Origin of the sequence: Pseudomonas sp., from assembly GCF_048269965.1 — a bacterium.
Classification (GTDB): Bacteria; Pseudomonadota; Gammaproteobacteria; order Pseudomonadales; family Pseudomonadaceae; genus Aquipseudomonas.
The window spans coordinates 78,557-97,215 of sequence record NZ_JBLWTV010000021.1; the positions used below are offsets into that span (position 1 = coordinate 78,557).

Annotated in this window: 23 protein-coding genes; 19 read left to right on the top strand and 4 right to left on the bottom strand. The window is 64.3% G+C overall.

The window, feature by feature from the left end:
* The first annotated feature begins 7 nt into the window (after positions 1–7).
* The 8 genes from ACN0X6_RS20455 (at position 8) to ACN0X6_RS20490 (ending at position 6,070) form a co-directional block, all read left to right on the top strand.
* A complete protein-coding gene (locus ACN0X6_RS20455; protein WP_417706795.1) occupies positions 8–1,132 on the top strand; it encodes a protein-glutamate methylesterase/protein-glutamine glutaminase in 1,125 nt (374 codons plus the stop codon).
* A gap of 25 nt (positions 1,133–1,157) precedes the next feature.
* Positions 1,158–1,898 carry a flagellar motor protein gene (locus ACN0X6_RS20460; RefSeq protein ID WP_322319611.1) on the top strand — a complete coding sequence of 247 codons (741 nt, stop codon included), beginning with the start codon at positions 1,158–1,160 and terminating at the stop codon, positions 1,896–1,898.
* 12 nt (positions 1,899–1,910) lie between these two features.
* Positions 1,911–2,720, top strand: coding sequence for a flagellar motor protein MotD (motD, locus tag ACN0X6_RS20465; protein ID WP_417706797.1), 810 nt, complete (start codon positions 1,911–1,913; stop codon positions 2,718–2,720).
* 82 nt (positions 2,721–2,802) lie between these two features.
* On the top strand, positions 2,803–3,591 hold the full coding sequence (locus ACN0X6_RS20470) for a ParA family protein (protein ID WP_417706799.1): 789 nt from the start codon (positions 2,803–2,805) through the stop codon (positions 3,589–3,591).
* A gap of 86 nt (positions 3,592–3,677) precedes the next feature.
* Positions 3,678–4,481 carry a CheW domain-containing protein gene (locus tag ACN0X6_RS20475; RefSeq protein WP_417706801.1) on the top strand — a complete coding sequence of 268 codons (804 nt, stop codon included), beginning with the start codon at positions 3,678–3,680 and terminating at the stop codon, positions 4,479–4,481.
* A 95-nt stretch (positions 4,482–4,576) separates the two neighbouring features.
* Positions 4,577–5,056 (top strand): chemotaxis protein CheW, encoded by a 480-nt coding sequence (locus ACN0X6_RS20480; protein WP_003243242.1) that lies wholly within the window; start codon positions 4,577–4,579, stop codon positions 5,054–5,056.
* Positions 5,057–5,059: 3 nt separating this feature from the next.
* Positions 5,060–5,482 (top strand): DUF2802 domain-containing protein, encoded by a 423-nt coding sequence (locus ACN0X6_RS20485; RefSeq protein WP_417706803.1) that lies wholly within the window; start codon positions 5,060–5,062, stop codon positions 5,480–5,482.
* 144 nt (positions 5,483–5,626) lie between these two features.
* Entirely contained in the window at positions 5,627–6,070 is a 444-nt protein-coding gene (locus tag ACN0X6_RS20490; RefSeq protein WP_417706805.1) for a rhodanese-like domain-containing protein, read from the top strand.
* On the opposite strand, the gene ACN0X6_RS20495 is transcribed toward ACN0X6_RS20490, so the two are convergent.
* Positions 6,051–6,392 (bottom strand): EscU/YscU/HrcU family type III secretion system export apparatus switch protein, encoded by a 342-nt coding sequence (locus ACN0X6_RS20495; RefSeq protein ID WP_417706807.1) that lies wholly within the window; start codon positions 6,390–6,392, stop codon positions 6,051–6,053. The genes ACN0X6_RS20490 and ACN0X6_RS20495 overlap by 20 nt on opposite strands.
* Positions 6,389–7,918, bottom strand: a complete 1,530-nt coding sequence (locus ACN0X6_RS20500) for a flagellar hook-length control protein FliK (protein WP_417706809.1) — start codon at positions 7,916–7,918, stop codon at positions 6,389–6,391. Before ACN0X6_RS20500 ends, ACN0X6_RS20495 begins: the two co-directional genes overlap by 4 nt.
* A 228-nt stretch (positions 7,919–8,146) precedes the next feature.
* Between ACN0X6_RS20500 and ccmA the strand changes: the two genes are divergently transcribed.
* From ccmA to ACN0X6_RS20550, 10 genes are all read left to right on the top strand, one after another.
* On the top strand, positions 8,147–8,791 hold the full coding sequence (gene ccmA / locus ACN0X6_RS20505) for a cytochrome c biogenesis heme-transporting ATPase CcmA (RefSeq protein ID WP_417706810.1): 645 nt from the start codon (positions 8,147–8,149) through the stop codon (positions 8,789–8,791).
* Positions 8,788–9,459: a heme exporter protein CcmB gene (ccmB, locus tag ACN0X6_RS20510; protein ID WP_417706812.1), complete on the top strand. Its 672-nt coding sequence runs from the start codon at positions 8,788–8,790 to the stop codon at positions 9,457–9,459. The genes ccmA and ccmB overlap by 4 nt, the downstream gene beginning before the upstream one ends.
* A gap of 61 nt (positions 9,460–9,520) precedes the next feature.
* On the top strand, positions 9,521–10,276 hold the full coding sequence (locus ACN0X6_RS20515) for a heme ABC transporter permease (protein ID WP_417706814.1): 756 nt from the start codon (positions 9,521–9,523) through the stop codon (positions 10,274–10,276).
* Positions 10,273–10,449 carry a heme exporter protein CcmD gene (gene ccmD, locus ACN0X6_RS20520; RefSeq protein WP_021489619.1) on the top strand — a complete coding sequence of 59 codons (177 nt, stop codon included), beginning with the start codon at positions 10,273–10,275 and terminating at the stop codon, positions 10,447–10,449. Before ACN0X6_RS20515 ends, ccmD begins: the two co-directional genes overlap by 4 nt.
* The gene (gene ccmE / locus ACN0X6_RS20525) at positions 10,446–10,934 is read left to right on the top strand and encodes a cytochrome c maturation protein CcmE (protein WP_417706816.1); all 489 of its coding nucleotides are present in this window, start codon (positions 10,446–10,448) and stop codon (positions 10,932–10,934) included. Before ccmD ends, ccmE begins: the two co-directional genes overlap by 4 nt.
* Positions 10,931–12,904: a heme lyase CcmF/NrfE family subunit gene (locus ACN0X6_RS20530; protein WP_417706818.1), complete on the top strand. Its 1,974-nt coding sequence runs from the start codon at positions 10,931–10,933 to the stop codon at positions 12,902–12,904. The genes ccmE and ACN0X6_RS20530 overlap by 4 nt, the downstream gene beginning before the upstream one ends.
* Complete coding sequence (locus ACN0X6_RS20535) at positions 12,901–13,440, top strand: DsbE family thiol:disulfide interchange protein (RefSeq protein WP_093050903.1); 540 nt, start codon at positions 12,901–12,903, stop codon at positions 13,438–13,440. The genes ACN0X6_RS20530 and ACN0X6_RS20535 overlap by 4 nt, the downstream gene beginning before the upstream one ends.
* Entirely contained in the window at positions 13,437–13,925 is a 489-nt protein-coding gene (locus ACN0X6_RS20540) for a cytochrome c-type biogenesis protein (protein WP_417706820.1), read from the top strand. The genes ACN0X6_RS20535 and ACN0X6_RS20540 overlap by 4 nt, the downstream gene beginning before the upstream one ends.
* The gene (ccmI, locus tag ACN0X6_RS20545) at positions 13,922–15,133 is read left to right on the top strand and encodes a c-type cytochrome biogenesis protein CcmI (RefSeq protein ID WP_417706822.1); all 1,212 of its coding nucleotides are present in this window, start codon (positions 13,922–13,924) and stop codon (positions 15,131–15,133) included. Before ACN0X6_RS20540 ends, ccmI begins: the two co-directional genes overlap by 4 nt.
* Positions 15,130–15,456, top strand: coding sequence for a hypothetical protein (locus tag ACN0X6_RS20550; RefSeq protein ID WP_417706824.1), 327 nt, complete (start codon positions 15,130–15,132; stop codon positions 15,454–15,456). Before ccmI ends, ACN0X6_RS20550 begins: the two co-directional genes overlap by 4 nt.
* 110 nt (positions 15,457–15,566) lie before the next feature.
* Here ACN0X6_RS20550 and ACN0X6_RS20555 read toward each other — a convergent pair whose 3' ends face one another.
* Both ACN0X6_RS20555 and ACN0X6_RS20560 read right to left on the bottom strand, forming a co-directional pair.
* The gene (locus ACN0X6_RS20555; protein WP_192981731.1) at positions 15,567–17,024 is read right to left on the bottom strand and encodes an SLC13 family permease; all 1,458 of its coding nucleotides are present in this window, start codon (positions 17,022–17,024) and stop codon (positions 15,567–15,569) included.
* 83 nt (positions 17,025–17,107) lie between these two features.
* Positions 17,108–17,974, bottom strand: coding sequence for an ion transporter (locus tag ACN0X6_RS20560; protein WP_417706827.1), 867 nt, complete (start codon positions 17,972–17,974; stop codon positions 17,108–17,110).
* Positions 17,975–18,276: 302 nt separating this feature from the next.
* On the opposite strand from ACN0X6_RS20560, the gene ACN0X6_RS20565 reads away from it, so the two are divergent.
* On the top strand, positions 18,277–18,659 hold a 383-nt coding region (locus tag ACN0X6_RS20565; RefSeq protein ID WP_417706828.1), incomplete at its 3' end, for a POTRA domain-containing protein.

An 18,659-nucleotide genomic window follows, 5' to 3' on the forward strand; every position in this document is an offset into this window, starting at 1 on the left:
AGTGTGTATGGCAGTCAAGGTCTTGGTGGTGGACGACTCCGGTTTCTTCCGTCGCCGCGTGTCGGAAATTCTGTCTGCTGACCCCAGTATTCAGGTCGTGGGCACGGCCACCAACGGGCGGGAAGCCATCGATCAGGCGTTGGCGCTCAAGCCCGACGTGATCACCATGGATTACGAGATGCCGATGATGGATGGCATCACCGCGGTGCGGAACATCATGCAGCGCTGTCCGACACCGGTGCTGATGTTCTCCTCGCTGACGCATGAAGGCGCCCGCGTCACGCTCGATGCGCTGGATGCGGGTGCGGTGGATTTCCTGCCGAAGAACTTCGAAGACATCTCGCGCAACCCCGAAAAGGTCAAGCAGATGCTGTGCGAGAAGGTGCACAGCATCGCGCGCAGCAATCGCCGTTTCAGTTCGGCCGCGGTGGCTCCGGCGCCGACTGCGGCTAGTCCGAGTGCGGCGCCGACGGCTCGTCCAGCCCTTTCGGCGCGATCTGCCGCACCGGGCGCTGCTGCGCCAGCGCGCCCAGCAGGCGCAGCCCCTACGTCATCAGCGCCTAAACGCAAGGCCTACAAGCTGGTGGCCATCGGCACCTCGACCGGTGGCCCGGTGGCGCTGCAGCGCGTGTTGACCCAGCTTCCGGCCAATTTTCCGGCGCCGCTGGTTCTGATCCAGCACATGCCGGCAGCCTTCACCAAGGCCTTCGCCGAGCGCCTGGACAAGCTGTGCCGCATTCAGGTCAAGGAAGCCGAGGACGGCGATATTCTGCGCCCAGGCCTTGCGCTGCTGGCTCCTGGTGGCAAGCAGATGATGGTCGATGCGCGTGGCGCGATAAGAATCCTGCCGGGTGACGAACGCCTCAACTACAAACCCTGTGTCGATATCACCTTCGGCTCTGCCGCCAAGTCCTATGGCGACAAGGTACTGGCCGTGGTGCTGACGGGCATGGGTGCAGACGGTCGTGAGGGCGCGCGTCTGCTCAAGCAGGGCGGCAGCCAGGTGTGGGCGCAGGACGAGGCCAGTTGCGTGATCTATGGCATGCCCATGGCCGTGGTCAAAGCCAATCTGGCGGATGCGGTCTACGGCCTGGATGACATCGGCCGGCACCTGACCGAGGCCTGCCAGTGACGAACGCTAAGTCGGAAACATGCGCATGGATGTACTGAGCCTGATTGGCGTCATCCTGGCGTTCGTTGCCATTCTGGGCGGCAATTACCTCGAAGGCGGCCATGCTGGGGCCCTGCTCAACGGTCCGGCGGCGCTGATCGTCATCGGTGGCACATTGGGCGCGGCCTTTCTGCAGGCGCCGGTGCAGGTGTTCAAGCGGGCCATGAGCATCATGCGCTGGATCTTCTTCCCGCCGCGCATCGATCTGGTCGGCGGCATCAATCGTGTGACCGGGTGGAGCATGGTGGCGCGCAAGGAAGGCCTGCTCGGCCTGGAAGCGGTGGCCGATGCCGAGCCTGACCCCTATGCGCGCAAGGGCCTGCAGTTACTGGTCGACGGTGCCGAGCCGGAATCCATTCGCAGCATTCTGGAAGTTGATCTCTACACTCAGGAAGCGCGCGATATCCAGGCCGCCAAGGTGTTCGAGAGCATGGGCGGTTATGCACCGACCATTGGCATCATCGGTGCGGTGATGGGCCTGATCCACGTGATGGGCAACCTGGCTGATCCGAGCATGCTCGGCAGTGGCATTGCCGTGGCGTTCGTCGCCACCATCTACGGCGTCGGTTTCGCCAACCTGCTGCTGCTGCCGGCGGGCAACAAGCTCAAGGCCATCGCGCTGCGCCAGTCGCGTTACCGCGAGATGCTCCTCGAAGGCATCCTGTCCATCGCCGAGGGTGAGAACCCGCGCTCCATCGAACTGAAGCTGCAAGGCTTCATGGACTGATGGAGGTATGGCATGGCGCGCAGGCGGCATCATGAAGAGCACGAGAATCACGAGCGTTGGCTGGTCTCCTATGCCGACTTCATCACCTTGCTGTTCGCCTTTTTCGTGGTGATGTACTCGATTTCCTCGATCAACGAAGGCAAGTACAAGATCCTCTCGGAGTCGCTGACCGGTGTGTTCAATCAGCCCGATCGCTCGATCAAGCCGATTCCGGTCGTCGAGGAACGGCCGCGCACCAGCGAGCCCGATAACACCTCGATTGACGACCCCAGCTCGGATTCGACCCTGCAGAGCATTGCCTCCAGCGTACGCGAGGTCTTTGGCGAACTGATCAAGAGTGATCAGCTGACCGTGCGCGGCAACGAGATGTGGATCGAGATCGAGCTCAGCTCCAGCCTGTTGTTTCCCAGTGGTGATGCCATTCCGAACAACCAGGCATTCGACATCATCGAGAAGGTCGCCAAAATCCTGGCGCCTTATCAGAATCCGGTCAAGGTGGAGGGATTCACCGACAACCTGCCGATCCAGACCGCTCAATACCCAACCAACTGGGAGTTGTCTTCGGCGCGGGCGGCGAGCATCGTGCGCATGTTGGCCATGGATGGCGTCGACCCTTCACGTCTGGCGGCCGTCGGCTACGGTGAGTTCCAGCCGGTGGCGGACAATGCCACTGCCGAGGGCAGGGGGCGTAATCGCCGGGTCGTGCTGGTGATTTCGCGCAACCTCGACACGCGACGTGGCGCTGGCAGTGCCGCGACCCAGCAGTCAGGGGCTGGCACGCAACCTGCACCAGCGTCTGCGTCGGGGGTTCCACAGTCGTGAGCCGTCAAATCCCAGTCGCCTACTTCGTGCAGGCGACAGCCATTCTCGGCCTGAGCGCCTCTTGCCGGGAGGATGAGAGAAGATGAAAGTCTGGGCAGTAGCCAATCAGAAGGGTGGGGTCGGCAAGACCACCACCTCCATCGCCCTGGCAGGCCTGTTGGCCGATGCCGGCAAGCGTGTGGTCGTGGTCGATCTCGATCCGCATGGGTCGATGACCAGTTACTTCGGTCATGACCCCGATGCGCTGGAGCACAGTTGCTTCGACCTGTTCCTGCACCAGGGCAACGTGCCGCAAGGCCTGCCCAGGCAGCTGTTGCACAGCACCAGTCACGAGAATATCTCCCTGTTGCCGTCGAGCACCGCGCTGGCCACGCTCGAGCGCCAGTCGCCGGGACAGAGTGGCCTGGGCCTGGTGATCGCCAAGAGCCTGGCGCAGCTGTGGGAAGATTTCGATCACGCCGTCATCGACAGCCCGCCATTGCTCGGTGTGTTGATGGTCAACGCCCTGGCCGCCAGCCAGCAACTGGTGATTCCGGTACAGACCGAGTTCCTCGCGGTGAAGGGCCTGGAGCGCATGGTCAGCACGCTGGCGATGATCAATCGTTCGCGCAAGCAGGCCTTGCCCTACACCATAGTGCCGACGCTGTTCGACCGTCGTACCCAGGCGTCCATGAGCACGCTGCGGCTGCTGCGCAATACCTATCCCGAGCACCTGTGGCCGGCCTATATCCCGGTCGATACGCGTTTGCGTGATGCCAGCCGGGCAGGGCGCACGCCCTCGCAGTTCGATGCGGGCAGCCGTGGGGTGATCGCCTATCGTGCGCTGCTCAAGCATCTGTTGAGCCATCAGCCGGCGGCGCAGGTGGCTTGAAATGAGCGTCTGTGTTGAACTGCGACACTCAAGTCGGAGCATGCAGCGGCCGATAGGCTGTCAAGATCTTATTCCGGGTTCCAGTCATGAGTCGTAACCTCGCCACCGCCACGCGTTCCCAGTTGGCCCTGCAGTCCTACCTCGACGGGTTGCTGCAGGAGGCTGCCGCCGAACTGGAGATGTCCGTCAGTCTCGACGAGTTCGAGGCCGCCGTGCTCGAGGAGCAGGTGCGCGATGCGCGGCTGGTCGAGCCAGTGGTGCTCGCCAGCGTGGTCGAGCCGCAGGTGCAGGTGGCCGTGGCACCGGTTGAATTGCTCGCGCCGATGCCGGCTGCGGTCATCGACGAGGCGCCGCCAGTGCTTGCACCTGCTGCCGAACTGGCGCCGCAGCCGGCTGCTGCGCTGGCCGATGGTCGCCCTGCCTGGGCCGAGGAGCCGTTCGAATGCCTGCTGTTCGACGTTGCCGGGCTGACCCTGGCCGTGCCATTGATCTGCCTGGGGTCGATCTACCCGCTGGAAGGTCAGGAGCTGACGCCGCTGTTCGGTCAGCCGGATTGGTTCCTCGGTATCCTGCCGAGCCAGGCGGGCAACCTGAAGGTGCTGGACACCGCGCGCTGGGTGATGCCGGACCGTTACCGCGAGGACTTCCGCGAAGGCCTGCAGTACGTGATTTCCGTGCAGGGCTACGAGTGGGGGCTGTCGGTGCATCAGGTCAGCCGTTCGATTCGCCTGGACCCGAGCGAGGTCAAGTGGCGCAGTCAGCGTACCCAGCGTCCCTGGTTGGCCGGCACGGTGATCGAGCACATGTGCGCGCTGCTCGACGTGGCGGCATTGGCCGAGCTGATCGCCAGCGGCGGGGCGAAGCGCCTGAATGGCGGAAAACTGCATTGAGAATGGGTGAGCCTGTGCCAACGGGCTCTATAGTTGATGACAAGCGGGTCGACCCGCGCATGCCGCACTGAGCGGTTTTTGATGAGGCTAGGGACATGAAGAAAAGTTCTGCACAAGGTGCCGAAGATCCGATTCTGCAGTGGGTGACCTTTCGCCTGGACAACGAGACCTACGGCATCAACGTGATGCAGGTGCAGGAAGTCCTGCGTTACACCGAGATCGCCCCGGTACCGGGTGCTCCGAGCTATGTGCTGGGCATCATCAACCTGCGTGGCAATGTGGTCACCGTGATCGATACCCGCCAGCGTTTCGGCCTGGGTTCGGCGCCGGTCACCGACAATACCCGTATCGTCATCATCGAAGCGGACAAGCAAGTCGTCGGCATCCTGGTCGATAGCGTGGCCGAAGTGGTCTACCTGCGTCAGTCCGAGATCGAGACCGCACCGAACGTCGGCAACGACGAGTCGGCCAAGTTCATCCAGGGCGTGTGCAACAAGAACGGCGAGCTGCTGATCCTGGTCGAGCTGGACAAGATGATGTCCGAGGAAGAGTGGTCGGAGCTGGAGAGCATCTGAGCCATGTCCGAGTTCGCCATGCTTGCCGCGGCCCTGGCCTTCGTGGCGCTGCTATGCGTGGCACTGGGCTTCGTCTGCCAAGGCCTGTACCGCAACCAGCAGCGCCTGCTGGACGAGCAGGCCAAGCGTGATGCCGTGCGCGATGCGCGGATCAGGGAGCTGAGCAAACGTCTCGACGCCTACCTGACCGGCAGCATTCGCATGGGCGAAGAGCTGCATGAGCTGCGCCGTGTGGTGGCGCCGCTGCCGGACAAGGTCAGCCAGATCGAACAGCGCGACCCCAGCAGCCTGTCCTTCACCCAGGCTGCGCGCCTGGTGGGCATGGGCGCCAGCGTCGATGACCTGACCCAGTCCTGTGGCCTGAGCAAGGCCGAGGCCGAGCTGATCAGCCGCCTGCACACGCCCAAGGCAGGCCAGTCGCAATAGCCGTCCCCGCGCCTTGACGCATAGTCGAGCGCGTTCTTAGCAGGCCTCGCCGTCTGCGCAATCAATCCTAGCGTCCCTGTGCGTCCATCTACGCTGATAGAAGGCAGCGGCTCGTCCGGCTGTGGTCGTCACGGGGGATTGCTCATGCATCGTCTGGTTGTGTTTCTCGTTGGCTGGCTGCTCTGCCAGCCCCTGATTGCTCAGGAGGCGCCGCTGCAGGTCGCGGGTGCGATCACGGTCAACGTCATGCAGGCCAAGCACCTGCACGACCATGGCGCACTGTTCATCGATGTGCGGCCGGCCCGCGAGTGGGGGTGGGGGCATGTCGAGGGTGCCATTCATCTCGACCTGCGCGAGCATTTTGCATCGCTGGCGCAGGTGCCGTGGCCGCGCGAGGTGCCCCTGGTCATCTACTGCGACAGCGAGGTGTGCGCGCAGAGTGCCGTTGCGGTCGAGCAGGCAGTGGGCTGGGGCTTTACCCGTGTGTTCTATTTTCGTGGCGGTTACTTCGCCTGGCAGCTGTTCGATATGCCAAGCAGCAAGGGCGGCACCAGCGAGCGACTGGCGCTCAGTTCGCCGGCCCCTTGAGCAAGGGCAGCGGCGCGCTGACGTCGCGCTCGGCATCCGCCTCGAAACCCGGCGGGGCCTTGCCCTGCAGGTGCCAGGCGAAGGCGATGATCTCGGCGATGCAGCGATACAGCGCTTCAGGGATGGCGTCGCCCAGTTCCAGGCGCGCCAGCAGACGCACCAACTCGGCATTTTCATAGATCGGTACTTCGTATTCGCGCGCGATGGCGAGAATGGCTTCGGCCAGTTCGTCATCGCCCTTGGCGCTGAGTATCGGCGCGTTTTGCCCGTCGTAGTTGAGGGCGATGGCCTGACGCGCTTCGGACTGCGGCTTGCGGCTCATGCGGTTTCATCCACCCAGCGTTGTTCCAGCGAGGTTTTCGGTCCTTGCGGCGGCATGCCCTGGCTGCAGGCCAGTTCGCCCACCTCCAGACCCGCGGCCTGCAGGCGCTCACGCAGGTTGCCCAGTTCGGCGCTGATCAGCGATGCGGTGTCGGCGCGTTCGGCCCATAACTGGCTGGAGAGGCTGCCGCGTAGCAGCTGAGCACGAACCTGCAGCGGACCAAGGTGATCGAGGTCGAAGGCCAGTTCCACGCGCCAGAGCGTTTCCTTCTGTTCCGCTTTTTCCGCCTTGCCGCTGTCTTCGCGCTGCAGTTTGAGCTGAAGGGGAATCACCTCCTGCTGATGGCGCATGGGCAGCTCCAACTGCCAGGTGGTCAGCAGGTTGCCGTTGGCGTCGACCTGGGTTTGCGCCAGGCTCGATAGCTGGTGAGTCTGCAGTCGTGAAACGGCTGCTGCGGCGAGCTTCAGCAGGGTTTCCAGGTCGGCCTCGTCATCCATGTTCTGCAGCAGGCGCGAGGGCAGGGGAAAGGTCAGTGCCTGCTGGCGCGCCGAGCCGGTAGCACCTGCACCGAGCAGTTGTCGGGCCAGGTTGGGCAGGTTCTGATTGAGAGCGTTCTGCAGGCCGGCAAGGGGGCCGGAGGCGCCCGGCAATTGCGGCATCAGCTGGGCGATCAGGCGCAGCAGGTTGGCCTTCAGGTCCTGCGGCAATGTGCCGGTCTGTCCCTGCAGCAGTTTGGCTTCGAGCAGCACACCGCTGCCTTCGAGTGCCTGCGCCAGGCCTTTGGCGGTGCTCAGCTGGGTGCTGTCGGGGAGTGCGCCAAGCAGTTTGTCGATGCTGCCGCGCAGCGCTTCATCGCCGCCGCTCAGCTTCTGCAGGCCCTTGAACAAGCCCTCCAGCGACGCCTGGCGATTCTGCTGGGCGGCCAGTTGCTGGCCCAGCACCAATTGATCGAGGCGGCCGCTGAGCGGCAGGAAGGCGAGGCTCTGGCTACCCTGCACCTGGGCGCTGAGCAGGCTGCCGAGCGGCAGGGCCAGCGGGCTGTCGAGCGCCAGCTGGCTGCCGGCGAGCGGGGTGTTGAGCAGGTTCACCACCAGGCGATAGAGCGTCTGCGCGCCCTGTGGCGGCAACGCGTCGCGGCTGACCACTTTGCCCTGGACCAAAGTGCCGGGCGGCAGTTGCTGCAGGTCGAGGCTGGTCAGCGGCTTGTCGCCGCCCGCTTGCAACGCCAGCGCCAGGCGCGTATCCGACAGGGCGGTGACCACCAGCGCGCTGCCCTGGGCCAGTGGCCTGGGGCTTTCGGCTTGCAGAGTCGCCTGTTTGCCACCTGCGAGGGTCAGCTTGAGTAGCAACTGGAAGCTTTGCGCCTGCTCGCGAATCGCCACGACTTCGGCCTTGGCGCTTTCGCCGGCCGCCAGCATGCCTTCCAGCGGCTGTAACAGGCGCACGGCAAGGTCTGCTGCGGTCGCGGTGTTGCGGATCACCGGCACGGAAGGGGGAAGTGGGCGTGGGCTGCTGATTTCGCTCATCGGCTTTGGTGAAGCTCCGTCCTGTGCGGTGCCGTAGGGTGCGCCATGCGCAGCGGTTTCGACTGCTGGTGCGCATGGCACACCCTACGCGATTAACACCCTGTCGAAAATGCTGACTGCGGGGACAGTGATGCGCCATGTATAATGCCGGCCCGTTGCGCAGCGCACTTCCGGCACGCGTCAGTATAGCGGCCGGAGCACCGTCGACTTTAACCCTGCCAGGTATCGATGACCCGTCCTGTTCCCCTTCTCGAAGCCGTGGCGCTCAGCTGTGAGCGGGACTGGCGCATGCTCTTCGAGCAGCTGCATTTCGCCCTGCAGCCAGGCGACATGTTGCAGATCAGCGGCCCCAACGGCAGCGGCAAGACCAGCCTGCTACGGCTGATCGCGGGCCTGCGTCAGCCGACCTGCGGCGACATCTTCCTGCAGGGCCAGACCCTGGCCGAGCAACGCAGCGAGCTGGCGCGCAACCTGTTGTGGATCGGCCATGCCGCCGGCATCAAGGGTCTGCTGACTGCCGAAGAGAATCTGGCCTGGCTCTGCGCCCTGCATCGTCCGGCCAGTCGCGAGGCTATCTGGCAGGCGCTGGAGGCGGTCGGCCTGCGCGGTTTCGAGGATGTTCCCTGCCATACCCTGTCGGCCGGCCAGCAGCGCCGTGTCGCCCTGGCACGTCTGTATCTGGCCGACACGCCGCCGCTGTGGGTGCTCGATGAGCCGTTCACCGCGCTGGACAAGAGCGGTGTGGCGCAACTCGAAGCGCACCTGGCCGGTCATTGCGAGCGTGGCGGTGTGGTGGTGCTGACCACTCACCACAGCCTGCAGCACAAGCCGGCGACGTATCGTGATCTGGATCTGGGGCAGCACGCCGCATGAGCAACGTCTTCACTCAGCTGTTGTCGCGCGAAATGCGTTTGCTCGCTCGCCGTCCGTCCGACCTGGCCAACCCGCTGGTGTTCTTCGCCATCGTCATCGCCCTGTTCCCTCTGGCGGTAGGGCCGCAGACGCAATTGTTGCAAAGCCTTTCTCCGGGCCTGGTCTGGGTCGCAGCGCTTTTGGCCGTGCTGCTCTCGCTGGACGGGCTTTTCCGCAGTGATTTCGAGGATGGCTCGCTCGAACAGTGGGTCCTTTCGTCGCACCCCCTGCCTCTTCTGGTGTTGGCCAAGGTGCTGGCACACTGGCTTTTCAGTGGTCTGGCGCTGGTTTTGCTGGCGCCTGTACTGGCGCTGATGCTCGGTCTGCCTGGGCGTTGCCTGCCGGTACTGCTGATTTCCCTGCTGCTCGGCACCCCGGTGCTGAGCCTGCTCGGCGCGGTGGGCGCGGCGCTCACCGTTGGTCTCAAGCGCGGCGGCCTGCTGCTGGCGCTGCTGATCCTGCCGCTGTACATCCCGGTGCTGATTCTTGGCAGCGGGGCGCTGCAGGCGGCCTTGCAAGGACTGCCGGCTAGCGGCCACCTGTTGTGGCTGGCGAGCCTCACTGCCCTGGCGGTGACCCTGACACCTTTTGCGATTGCCGCCGGTCTGACCATCAGTGTCGGCGAATAAGAACGAACCGTGATGTAGCCCGGATTGCATCCGGGCTACGTGTAGATGATGAGTCGACTGAATGAACTGGACGTGGTTTCACAAGTGGGGTTCGCCCAAGTGGTTCTATGAGATGAGTGGCCGCTGGCTGCCCTGGCTCAGCATCGCTGCCGTGGTGCTGATCGCCGCAGGCCTGATCTGGGGCCTGGCGTTCGCACCGCCGGATTACCAGCAAGGCAACAGCTTCCGCATCATCTACATCCACGTTCCGGCGGCCTTCCTCGCCCAGTCGATCTACGTGACCCTGGCCATTGCCGGGCTGGTCGGGCTGGTATGGAAGATGAAGCTGGCCGACGTCGCCTTGCAGCAGGCCGCTCCCATCGGCGCCTGGATGACCGCCATCGCGTTGCTCACCGGCGCCATCTGGGGCAAGCCGACCTGGGGCACCTACTGGGTCTGGGACGCGCGCCTGACCTCGATGCTGATCCTGCTGTTCCTCTACTTCGGCGTCATCGCCCTGGGCAATGCCATCAGCAACCGTGACAGCGCCGCCAAGGCTTGCGCCGTGCTGGCCATCGTCGGTGTGATCAATATCCCGATCATCAAGTATTCGGTGGAATGGTGGAACTCGTTGCACCAGAGCGCCACCTTCAAGATCACCGAAAAACCGGCGATGCCGGTGGAAATGTGGCTGCCGCTGCTGCTGGCGGTGCTGGGTTTCTACTGCTTCTTCGGTGCCGTGCTGCTCTATCGCATGCGCCTGGAAGTGCTCAAGCGCGAAGCGCGCAGCAGTTGGGTGAAAGCCGAAGTGCAGACGCTGGTGGAGGGCAAGGCATGAGTTTCGCGTCGTTCTCCGAGTTTCTCGCCATGGGTACTCATGGCCCCTACGTCTGGAGCGCCTACGGCATCAGCCTGGCGATCCTGGCGTTGAATGTGGTGCTGCCAATCCTGGCACGCCGCCGTTACCTGCAAGACGAGGCGCGCCGTTTGCGCCGGGAGAAGTCGAAGTGAATCCGGTTCGCAAGAAACGCCTGTACATCGTTCTGGCCATCCTCTGCGGCGTCAGCATCGCCGTCGCGCTGGCGCTGACCGCGTTGCAGGAGAACATCAACCTGTTCTACACCCCGAGTCAGATCGCCAATGGCGAGGCGCCGGTCGATACCCGCATTCGTGCCGGCGGCCTGGTGGAGGAGGGCTCCGTCAAGCGTTCCGCCGATACCCTGGAAGTCGACTTCGTCGTCACCGACGGTGCCCACGGCGTGACCATTCGCTACCACGGCATCCTCCCGGACCTGTTCCGTGAGGGGCAGGGCATCGTCGCGCTCGGCCGGGTCAATGAACAGGGCGTGCTGGTGGCCGACGAGGTGCTGGCCAAGCACGACGAGAACTACATGCCGCCTGAAGTCATGCAGGCGCTGGAAAAGAGCGGAATGATGCAGCAGCACAATGAGGCCAAAGCCGCCAAACAGGGCTATCAGCAGGAGAGCGCACAATGATTCCCGAGCTCGGCCATCTGGCGATGATCCTGGCGCTGTGCCTGTGCCTGGTGCAGGCGACGCTGCCGCTGATCGGTGCCTGGCGTGGTGACCACCAGTGGATGAGCCTGGCGCAGCCGGCCGCCTGGGGTCAGTTCGCCTTCCTGCTGTTTTCCTTCATCTGCCTGACCTATGCCTTCATGGTCGACGACTTCTCCGTCGCCTACGTGGCGCACAACTCCAACAGCGCGCTGCCCTGGTACTACAAGTTCAGCGCGGTATGGGGCGCGCACGAAGGCTCCTTGCTGTTGTGGGCGCTGATCCTGGCGGGCTGGACCTTCGCCGTGGCGATCTTCTCGCGCCACCTGCCGGAAGAGATGCTCGCCCGCGTGCTGGCGGTGATGGGCATGATCAGCGTCGGGTTTCTGCTGTTTCTGATCGTCACCTCAAACCCCTTCGAGCGCCTGCTGCCGAATTCGCCGGCCGATGGTCGCGACCTCAACCCCTTGCTGCAGGACTTCGGCCTGATCGTGCATCCGCCGATGCTGTACATGGGCTATGTCGGTTTCTCGGTGGCCTTCGCCTTCGCCATCGCCGCCTTGCTCGGCGGCAAGCTGGACGCCGCCTGGGCGCGCTGGTCGCGGCCCTGGACCATCGTCGCCTGGGCCTTCCTCGGCATCGGCATCGCCCTGGGCTCCTGGTGGGCCTACTACGAACTCGGCTGGGGCGGCTGGTGGTTCTGGGACCCGGTAGAGAACGCGTCCTTCATGCCCTGGCTGGTAGGCACCGCCTTGATTCACTCGTTGGCCGTGACGGAAAAACGCGGTGTGTTCAAGAGCTGGACCGTGCTGCTGGCCATCGCCGCCTTCTCCCTGAGCCTGCTGGGGACCTTCCTGGTGCGTTCCGGCGTACTGACCTCGGTACACGCCTTCGCCACCGATCCGGAGCGCGGCGTGTTCATCCTCGCCTTCCTGCTGGTGGTGGTAGGCGGTTCACTGGCGCTGTTCGCCGTGCGCGCGCCGGTGGTCAAGAGCCAGGTCGGCTTTGGTCTGTGGTCGCGTGAGACGCTGCTGCTGGTCAACAACATCGTGCTGGTGGTGTCGGCCGCGATGATCCTGCTCGGCACGCTCTACCCGCTGGTGCTCGACGCGCTGACCGGCGCCAAGCTGTCGGTCGGCCCGCCTTACTTCAACGCGCTGTTCCTGCCGCTGATGGCGCTGCTGATGGCGGTGATCAGTGTCGGCGTGCTGGTGCGCTGGAAGGACACCCCGCTGAAATGGCTGGGTAGCATGCTGACGCCGGTGCTGGTGGCCAGCGTGGTGCTGGCTGTGGTTGCCACCTTCCTGCATGGCGATTTCAACTGGGCCGTGCTGGCCGTCTGCCTGCTGGCCTTCTGGGTGATCCTCGCAGGCGTGCGCGACATTCTCGACAAGACGCGCCACAAGGGCCTGATCAAGGGCCTGCCAAGCCTGGGCCGCAGCTACTGGGGCATGCAGATGGCGCACTTCGGCTTCGCCGTGTGCGCCCTGGGTGTGGTGCTCACCAGTCTCGGCAGCTACGAGCGCGATCTGCGCATGGCGCCGGGTGAGTCGGTGGAGCTGGGCGGCTACCGCTTCCAGTTCGACGGCGCCGTGCATCATGAAGGCCCCAACTTCATCTCCGACAAGGGCACGGTGCGCGTATTCGACGGCGAGCGGCTGATCAGTGTGTTGTACCCGGAAAAGCGCCTGTACACCGTGCAGCAAGCGACCATGACCGAGGCGGGCATCGATGCCGGCTTCACCCGTGATCTGTTCGTCGCCCTCGGCGAGCCGCTGGAGCAGGGCGCCTGGGCGGTGCGTGTGCACATCAAGCCGTTCGTCCGCTGGATCTGGCTGGGCGCGTTGCTGATGGGCTTCGGCGGCTTGCTCGCTGCGGCCGACAAGCGCTACCGCATCAAGGTCAGAACCCGCGTGCGTGAAGCCCTGGGCATGCAGGAGGCCAGCGCATGAGACGCCTGCTCCTGCTGTTGCCGCTGCTGGCCTTTCTGGCGATTGCCGTCTTCCTCTATCGCGGTCTGTTCCTCGATCCGTCCGAACTGCCCTCGGCGTTGATCGGCAAGCCGTTCCCGGCCTTCAGCCTGCCGTCGCTGGATGATCCCGAGCGCACTCTCAGCGAGGCCGACATCAAGGGCCGACCTGCGCTGGTCAACGTCTGGGCCACCTGGTGCCCGGCCTGCCGCCACGAGCATCCGGTGCTGAACAAGCTGGCCGAGGCCGGTGTGGTGATCCATGGGGTCAACTACAAGGACAAGCGCGAGCCGGCGCAGAAATGGCTGCGCGACCTGCACAACCCCTATCAGCTCAACATCGAGGACGCCAAGGGCAGCCTGGGGCTGGACCTGGGTGTGTACGGCGCGCCGGAGACCTTCTTCGTCGATGCCAAGGGCATCATCCGTCACAAGTTCGTCGGCACCATCGACGAGCGCGTCTGGCGCGAGAAGCTGGCGCCGATTTACCAGCAACTGGTCGACGAGGCCCAGCCATGAAGCGTCTGCTGATTTCTGCCGGTCTGGCGCTGGGCCTGCTGGCCAGCGCGCATGCCGCCATCGATACCTTCGAGTTCGCCAACGAGGCCGAGCGCCAGCGCTATCGCACTCTGATCGAAGAGCTGCGTTGCCCGAAGTGTCAGAACCAGAACATCGCCGACTCCGATGCGCCGATCGCCATGGATCTGCGCGGCGAGATCTACCGCATGCTCGAAGAGGGCAAGAGCAACGAGGAAATCATCGATTTCCTGGTCTCGCGTTACGGCGACTTCGTGCTCTACAAACCGCCGCTGACCAGCCGCACGCTGCTGCTCTGGTACGGCCCGGCCGGCCTGCTGGTCATAGGTTTCGGTGTGCTCGGGGTGATTGTCCTGCGCCGCCGTGGCCAGAACAAGGACCGCTCGGCTGCCGGCCTCTCCGTCGATGAGCAGGCGCGCCTCGCCGCACTGCTCGAACAAGCCTCTCAGGACAAGAAAGACCGATGATCGATTTCTGGTTGCCCGCCGGGCTGCTGTTGCTGACTGCCCTGGCGTTTCTGCTGATTCCGGTACTGCGCATTCGCAAGCTGCAGGCCGAAGAAGACCGCACCGCACTCAACGTCACCCTTTATCAGGAGCGCCTGCAGGAGCTGGAAAACCAACTCCAGGCTGGCGTGCTCGATCAAGCGCAGATGGAGGCCGGTCGCGCCGAGGCAGCGCGCGAGCTGCTGGATGACACCGAAGGCGTGCAGCGCCGCAGCAGCGTGCTTGGCGGCAAGATTCCGCTGATCTCGGCGCTGCTGGTGCCGGTGCTGGGTGTGGCCCTTTATCTGCACTGGGGCGCTGTCGATGAGGTGGTACAGACTCGCCAAATGGCCGCTGCGCAGCCGCAAAGCATCGAGGAGATGACCGCGCGCCTGGAGCAGACCGTGCAGCAACAGCCGGAGTCTGCCGAGGCCTGGTACTTCCTCGGTCGTACCTATATGGCGCAGGAGCGTGCCGGCGATGCCGCCAAGGCGTTCGAGCGTGCCGTGGCGATCGCCGGGCGTGCCCCGGAACTACTCGGCCAATGGGCGCAGGCGCTGTACTTCGCCGAAGGCAAGCAGTGGAGCGAGCAGATGCAGGCGCTCACCGACGAAGCGTTGAAGGCCGATCCGCAAGAGGTCACCAGCCTCGGCCTGCTCGGCATCGCCGCCTATGAAAGCCAGCGCTATGCCGATGCCGTGGGTTACTGGGAACGCCTGGTCGCCGTGCTGCCGGAGCAGGACCCGTCGCGTGCGGCCATCGCCGGCGGTATCGAACGCGCCCGTCAGCAGATGGGCGAGGGCGAGCAGCCCAGCGCGGCTGCCGAGCCGAGCGCCAAGGTGCATGCGCTGGAGGTCAGCGTATCGCTGTCACCTGAAGTGCAGCAGAATGTTCAGCCGGACGATGCCGTATTCGTCTTCGCCCGCGCCCTCAGTGGCCCGCCGATGCCACTGGCGGTCAAGCGCCTGAAGGTCTCCGACCTGCCGGTGCAGATCAGCCTCTCCGATGTGGATGCGATGATGCCCGAACTGAAGATTTCCCGATTCGACCAGGTTCAATTGGTGGCGCGTGTGTCCCGCGCAGGTAACGCCACCCAGGGCGAATGGACTGGCCAGACCGGCCCGGTGGCCAACACCGCCCGTGACGTGCAGGCGCTGCTGATCGACAGCCGCGACGGGCAGCCACAGTGAAGCGTTTGGTGCTGGCCTGCGCACTCGGACTCGGCCTGAGCGGCTGCGTACTGCAGCAACCGAGGGTACCGGTCGGCGAACTGCCGCCGGTGCAGCAGCCCTCGCACCCGCGCTACGCGCCACCGCCTGGGGTGAAGAGCCACTGGAACCCGGCTCTGGGCGTCTATGTGGTCGAAGGCGCACGTGATCTATACTACCGCGAGCGCATCTTCTACCGCTGGGACGGTGGCTGGAGCTGGTCGTCGCAAGCCGGCGGGCCGTGGAAGGCTACCGACAGCTCGGGCATCCCGCCGGGGTTGTTTCGCCAGTACCAGAACCGCTGATCGCGTAGGGCGGGTGAAACCCGCCAATCGGCCTGGCGGGTTGCACCCGCCCTACAACCGCATATGCAAACGGCGCCCGAAGGCGCCGTTCTTGTTGCTGCGATCCAGGCTCAATGCGCCCAGATCATGCCCACCAGCAGGTAGCAGATCAGCGTCACCAGCACCACACCGAAGAGGTTGAGGACGAAGCCCGCCTTGATCATCGACTGTATCTTCATGTGCCCGGTGCCGAACACGATGGCATTGGGCGGCGTCGCCACCGGCATCATGAAGGCGCAGCTGGCAGCGATGGCAGCTGGAATCGCCAGCAGCTCGGCCGGCATGCCCTGGGCCACGGCCAGTGCCCCCAGCAGCGGCAGGAAGGCGGCAGCGGTGGCCGTGTTGGAGGTGACTTCGGTGAGGAAGATGATCACCAGCACCACCACGCCGATCATCGCGATCACCGGCAGCGCACTCAGGGCGCCGAGGCTCTGTGCGATCCATTCGGCCAGGCCGGTGCTGCGAATCACGCCGGCCAGCGACAGGCCGCCGCCGAACAGCAGCAGCACGCCCCAGGGCAGTTTGCTGGCGCTTTCCCAGTTCATCAGAAACACGCGCTGTTTGACGTCCACCGGAATCATGAACAGCGCCATCGCCGCTGCGATGGCGATGCTGGTGTCATTGACGCCGGGCACCCAGCCGGAGATCAACGGCTGGAATACCCAGGCCAGTGCGGTGACCACGAATACCAGCGCCACCAGCTTCTCGCCACGGCTCAACGGGCCGAGTTCGGCCAGCTCGCTGCGAATCAGCTGCGTGCTGTCATGCCCGGCCAGGTTGAAACCGCCACGGGTCAGCCACCACCAGATGAACGCCAGCATGATCACCGCCACCGGCACGCCCAGCAGCATCCACTGGCCGAAGCCGATCTGCACGTCGTAGTTGTCGGCGAGGAAGGCGGCCAGCAAAGCATTCGGCGGGGTGCCGATCAGCGTGGCGATACCGCCGACACTGGCGGCATAGGCAATTGCCAGCAGCAGTGCGGTGGCGAAGCGCTCACGGTCGGCTTCGCCGGTGCTCTGCTCGCTGGTGAGCATGCCGATCACCGAAAGGCCGATGGGCAGCATCATGATGGTGGTGGCGGTGTTGCTCACCCACATGCTGAGAAAGGCCGTGGCCATCATGAACCCGGCGATCTGCCGGCTCGGCTTGCTGCCCATCGCCAGCAGCGTCATCAGCGCGATGCGCTTGTGCAGGTTCCAGCGCTCCATGGCCAGGCCCAGCACGAAACCACCGAGGAACAGGTAGATGGTCGGGTTGGCGTAGGGCGCGGTCGCGGCGTTGAGACTGTCGATGCCCAACGCCGGGATCAGCAGGATCGGCAGCAGCGAAGTGGCCGGGATCGGAATGGCTTCGGTCGACCACCAGGTGGCCATCAGCAGGGTCAGGCCGATGGTGGCCCAGGCGGTGCTGGAGAGGCCGGCTGGTGGTTCGGTGACCAGGCAGACGAGCAGTAGCAAGGGGCCCAGAATCAGGCCAATCCAGGCAGCCTTGGCAGGTGCCGTGGATTCATTGGTGGTAACGGCCATGGCGCGCTTCCTTCAGCTAAAAAGTCGGGCTTTATAGCCCACAGGGCGACTTTATGACCACGTGGTGGTCGATCGGTTTTGCTTCAGTCTGTTTCAGGCGGGCTTTGCGCCGATGATGACGGCCCGGCCTGTCTGCTGAACAGCGGCCCACCGCAGCGACTACAGAACGCCGCGCTGTGCTCGTGGCGGTTCTTCCGACAGTGCGGGCAGTCATGCTCCATCAGCCCGTCCTGGCGCATGGCGTTGGCCAGCTCGGCGGTGAAGATGCCGGTGGGCACGGCGATGATCGAGTAGCCGGTGATCATCACCATCGTGGCCAGCATCTGGCCGATGGGCGTCTTCGGCGTGATATCGCCGAAGCCCACGGTGGTCAGCGTCACCACCGCCCAGTAGATGCCGGTGGGAATGCTGGTGAAACCGTTGGCCGGGCCTTCGATGACGTACATCAGGGCACCGAACACCGTGACCAGAGTCGAGACGCTGACCAGAAACACCACGATCTTCTGCTTGCTGCCGCGCAGTGCCACCAGCAGGAAGTTGGCCTGGGTCAGGTACTGACGCATCTTGAGCACGCGGAAAATGCGGATCATGCGGATGGCCCGGACGATCATCAGGTACTGCGCATCGGCAAACACCAACGCCAGGACGGCCGGCAGCACCGCCAACAGATCCACCAGGCCGAAGAAACTGAAGGCATAGCGCAGCGGCTTGGGCGAGCTATACAGGCGCAGGCCGTACTCGATGGCAAACAGCGCGGTGAAGAACCACTCCAGCGCGCCGAACACATCGGCGTACTGGTTGTGGAAGCGCTCGATGCTGTCGAGCATCACCACCACCAGGCTGGCGAGAATCGCCACCAGCAGCCAGTTATCGAAACGCTGCGCTGCCGGCGTGCTGGTTTCGAAAATGATGATGTAAAGGCGCTGGCGCCAGCTCTGCCGGTTTTCCATGGCAAGGTCCAAATCAAGTGAAAGGGCACAGCCTAGGCAGTAAGGCGGAGTGAGGGCAAGGGACGAGAAGGCTGGTGGCTATATGCCATTTGTCGGCTGGAAGGGTTGCGAGCCAGTGATTGTGACGCCGTTCATCAAAACCCTATTTGATGTCAAGGTGCCATGTGTTTTAATCGCCGCCGATTTTCAGGCGCCGTTTTTCTGCTGTTCAAAGGGCTGAAGGCATGCCTCTTCGTATTAGCCCTTTATCGCCTGCCATCCCTGGCGGCCACCCTGCGGGCCGTCGCTGCGCGACGTTAAAAGTGGCTCCCGGCCTTTTTTGGGCCCTATGGCTGTTCTTTTCCCTTCCCACTATCGCGCTGGCGCAGACGCCGGGCGACCGTGAGCTGATCCGCGAGCGCCAGGAGCGCCTGTTGCAAGAGCAGCAGCGGCGCCTCGAGGAGCTGCAGCAACTGCCCGGTGAAGCCCCCAAACTGCAAACCGCCTCGGTCGAAGACGAGCGCTGCTTCGCGATCGAGCAGATTCGTCTGGAAGGCGCCACTCTTCTCGCAGAGGACGACCAGCAGGCCATTCTGCAGCGTTTCGCTGGCGAGTGTCTGGGCGTTGGTCAGCTCAACGAGCTACTCAAGGCCATCACCCAGTTCTACATCGACCGGGGCTACGTCACCTCGCGCGCCTACCTGCC

Coding starts and splice junctions, on each gene's coding strand:
- ACN0X6_RS20455 (WP_417706795.1), top strand. CDS start 8: ATGGCAGTCAAGGTCTTGGTGGTGGACGACTCCGGTTTCTTCCGTCGC.
- ACN0X6_RS20460 (WP_322319611.1), top strand. CDS start 1,158: ATGGATGTACTGAGCCTGATTGGCGTCATCCTGGCGTTCGTTGCCATT.
- motD (WP_417706797.1), top strand. CDS start 1,911: ATGGCGCGCAGGCGGCATCATGAAGAGCACGAGAATCACGAGCGTTGG.
- ACN0X6_RS20470 (WP_417706799.1), top strand. CDS start 2,803: ATGAAAGTCTGGGCAGTAGCCAATCAGAAGGGTGGGGTCGGCAAGACC.
- ACN0X6_RS20475 (WP_417706801.1), top strand. CDS start 3,678: ATGAGTCGTAACCTCGCCACCGCCACGCGTTCCCAGTTGGCCCTGCAG.
- ACN0X6_RS20480 (WP_003243242.1), top strand. CDS start 4,577: ATGAAGAAAAGTTCTGCACAAGGTGCCGAAGATCCGATTCTGCAGTGG.
- ACN0X6_RS20485 (WP_417706803.1), top strand. CDS start 5,060: ATGTCCGAGTTCGCCATGCTTGCCGCGGCCCTGGCCTTCGTGGCGCTG.
- ACN0X6_RS20490 (WP_417706805.1), top strand. CDS start 5,627: ATGCATCGTCTGGTTGTGTTTCTCGTTGGCTGGCTGCTCTGCCAGCCC.
- ACN0X6_RS20495 (WP_417706807.1), bottom strand. CDS start 6,392: ATGAGCCGCAAGCCGCAGTCCGAAGCGCGTCAGGCCATCGCCCTCAAC.
- ACN0X6_RS20500 (WP_417706809.1), bottom strand. CDS start 7,918: ATGAGCGAAATCAGCAGCCCACGCCCACTTCCCCCTTCCGTGCCGGTG.
- ccmA (WP_417706810.1), top strand. CDS start 8,147: ATGACCCGTCCTGTTCCCCTTCTCGAAGCCGTGGCGCTCAGCTGTGAG.
- ccmB (WP_417706812.1), top strand. CDS start 8,788: ATGAGCAACGTCTTCACTCAGCTGTTGTCGCGCGAAATGCGTTTGCTC.
- ACN0X6_RS20515 (WP_417706814.1), top strand. CDS start 9,521: ATGAACTGGACGTGGTTTCACAAGTGGGGTTCGCCCAAGTGGTTCTAT.
- ccmD (WP_021489619.1), top strand. CDS start 10,273: ATGAGTTTCGCGTCGTTCTCCGAGTTTCTCGCCATGGGTACTCATGGC.
- ACN0X6_RS20530 (WP_417706818.1), top strand. CDS start 10,931: ATGATTCCCGAGCTCGGCCATCTGGCGATGATCCTGGCGCTGTGCCTG.
- ACN0X6_RS20535 (WP_093050903.1), top strand. CDS start 12,901: ATGAGACGCCTGCTCCTGCTGTTGCCGCTGCTGGCCTTTCTGGCGATT.
- ACN0X6_RS20540 (WP_417706820.1), top strand. CDS start 13,437: ATGAAGCGTCTGCTGATTTCTGCCGGTCTGGCGCTGGGCCTGCTGGCC.
- ccmI (WP_417706822.1), top strand. CDS start 13,922: ATGATCGATTTCTGGTTGCCCGCCGGGCTGCTGTTGCTGACTGCCCTG.
- ACN0X6_RS20555 (WP_192981731.1), bottom strand. CDS start 17,024: ATGGCCGTTACCACCAATGAATCCACGGCACCTGCCAAGGCTGCCTGG.
- ACN0X6_RS20560 (WP_417706827.1), bottom strand. CDS start 17,974: ATGGAAAACCGGCAGAGCTGGCGCCAGCGCCTTTACATCATCATTTTC.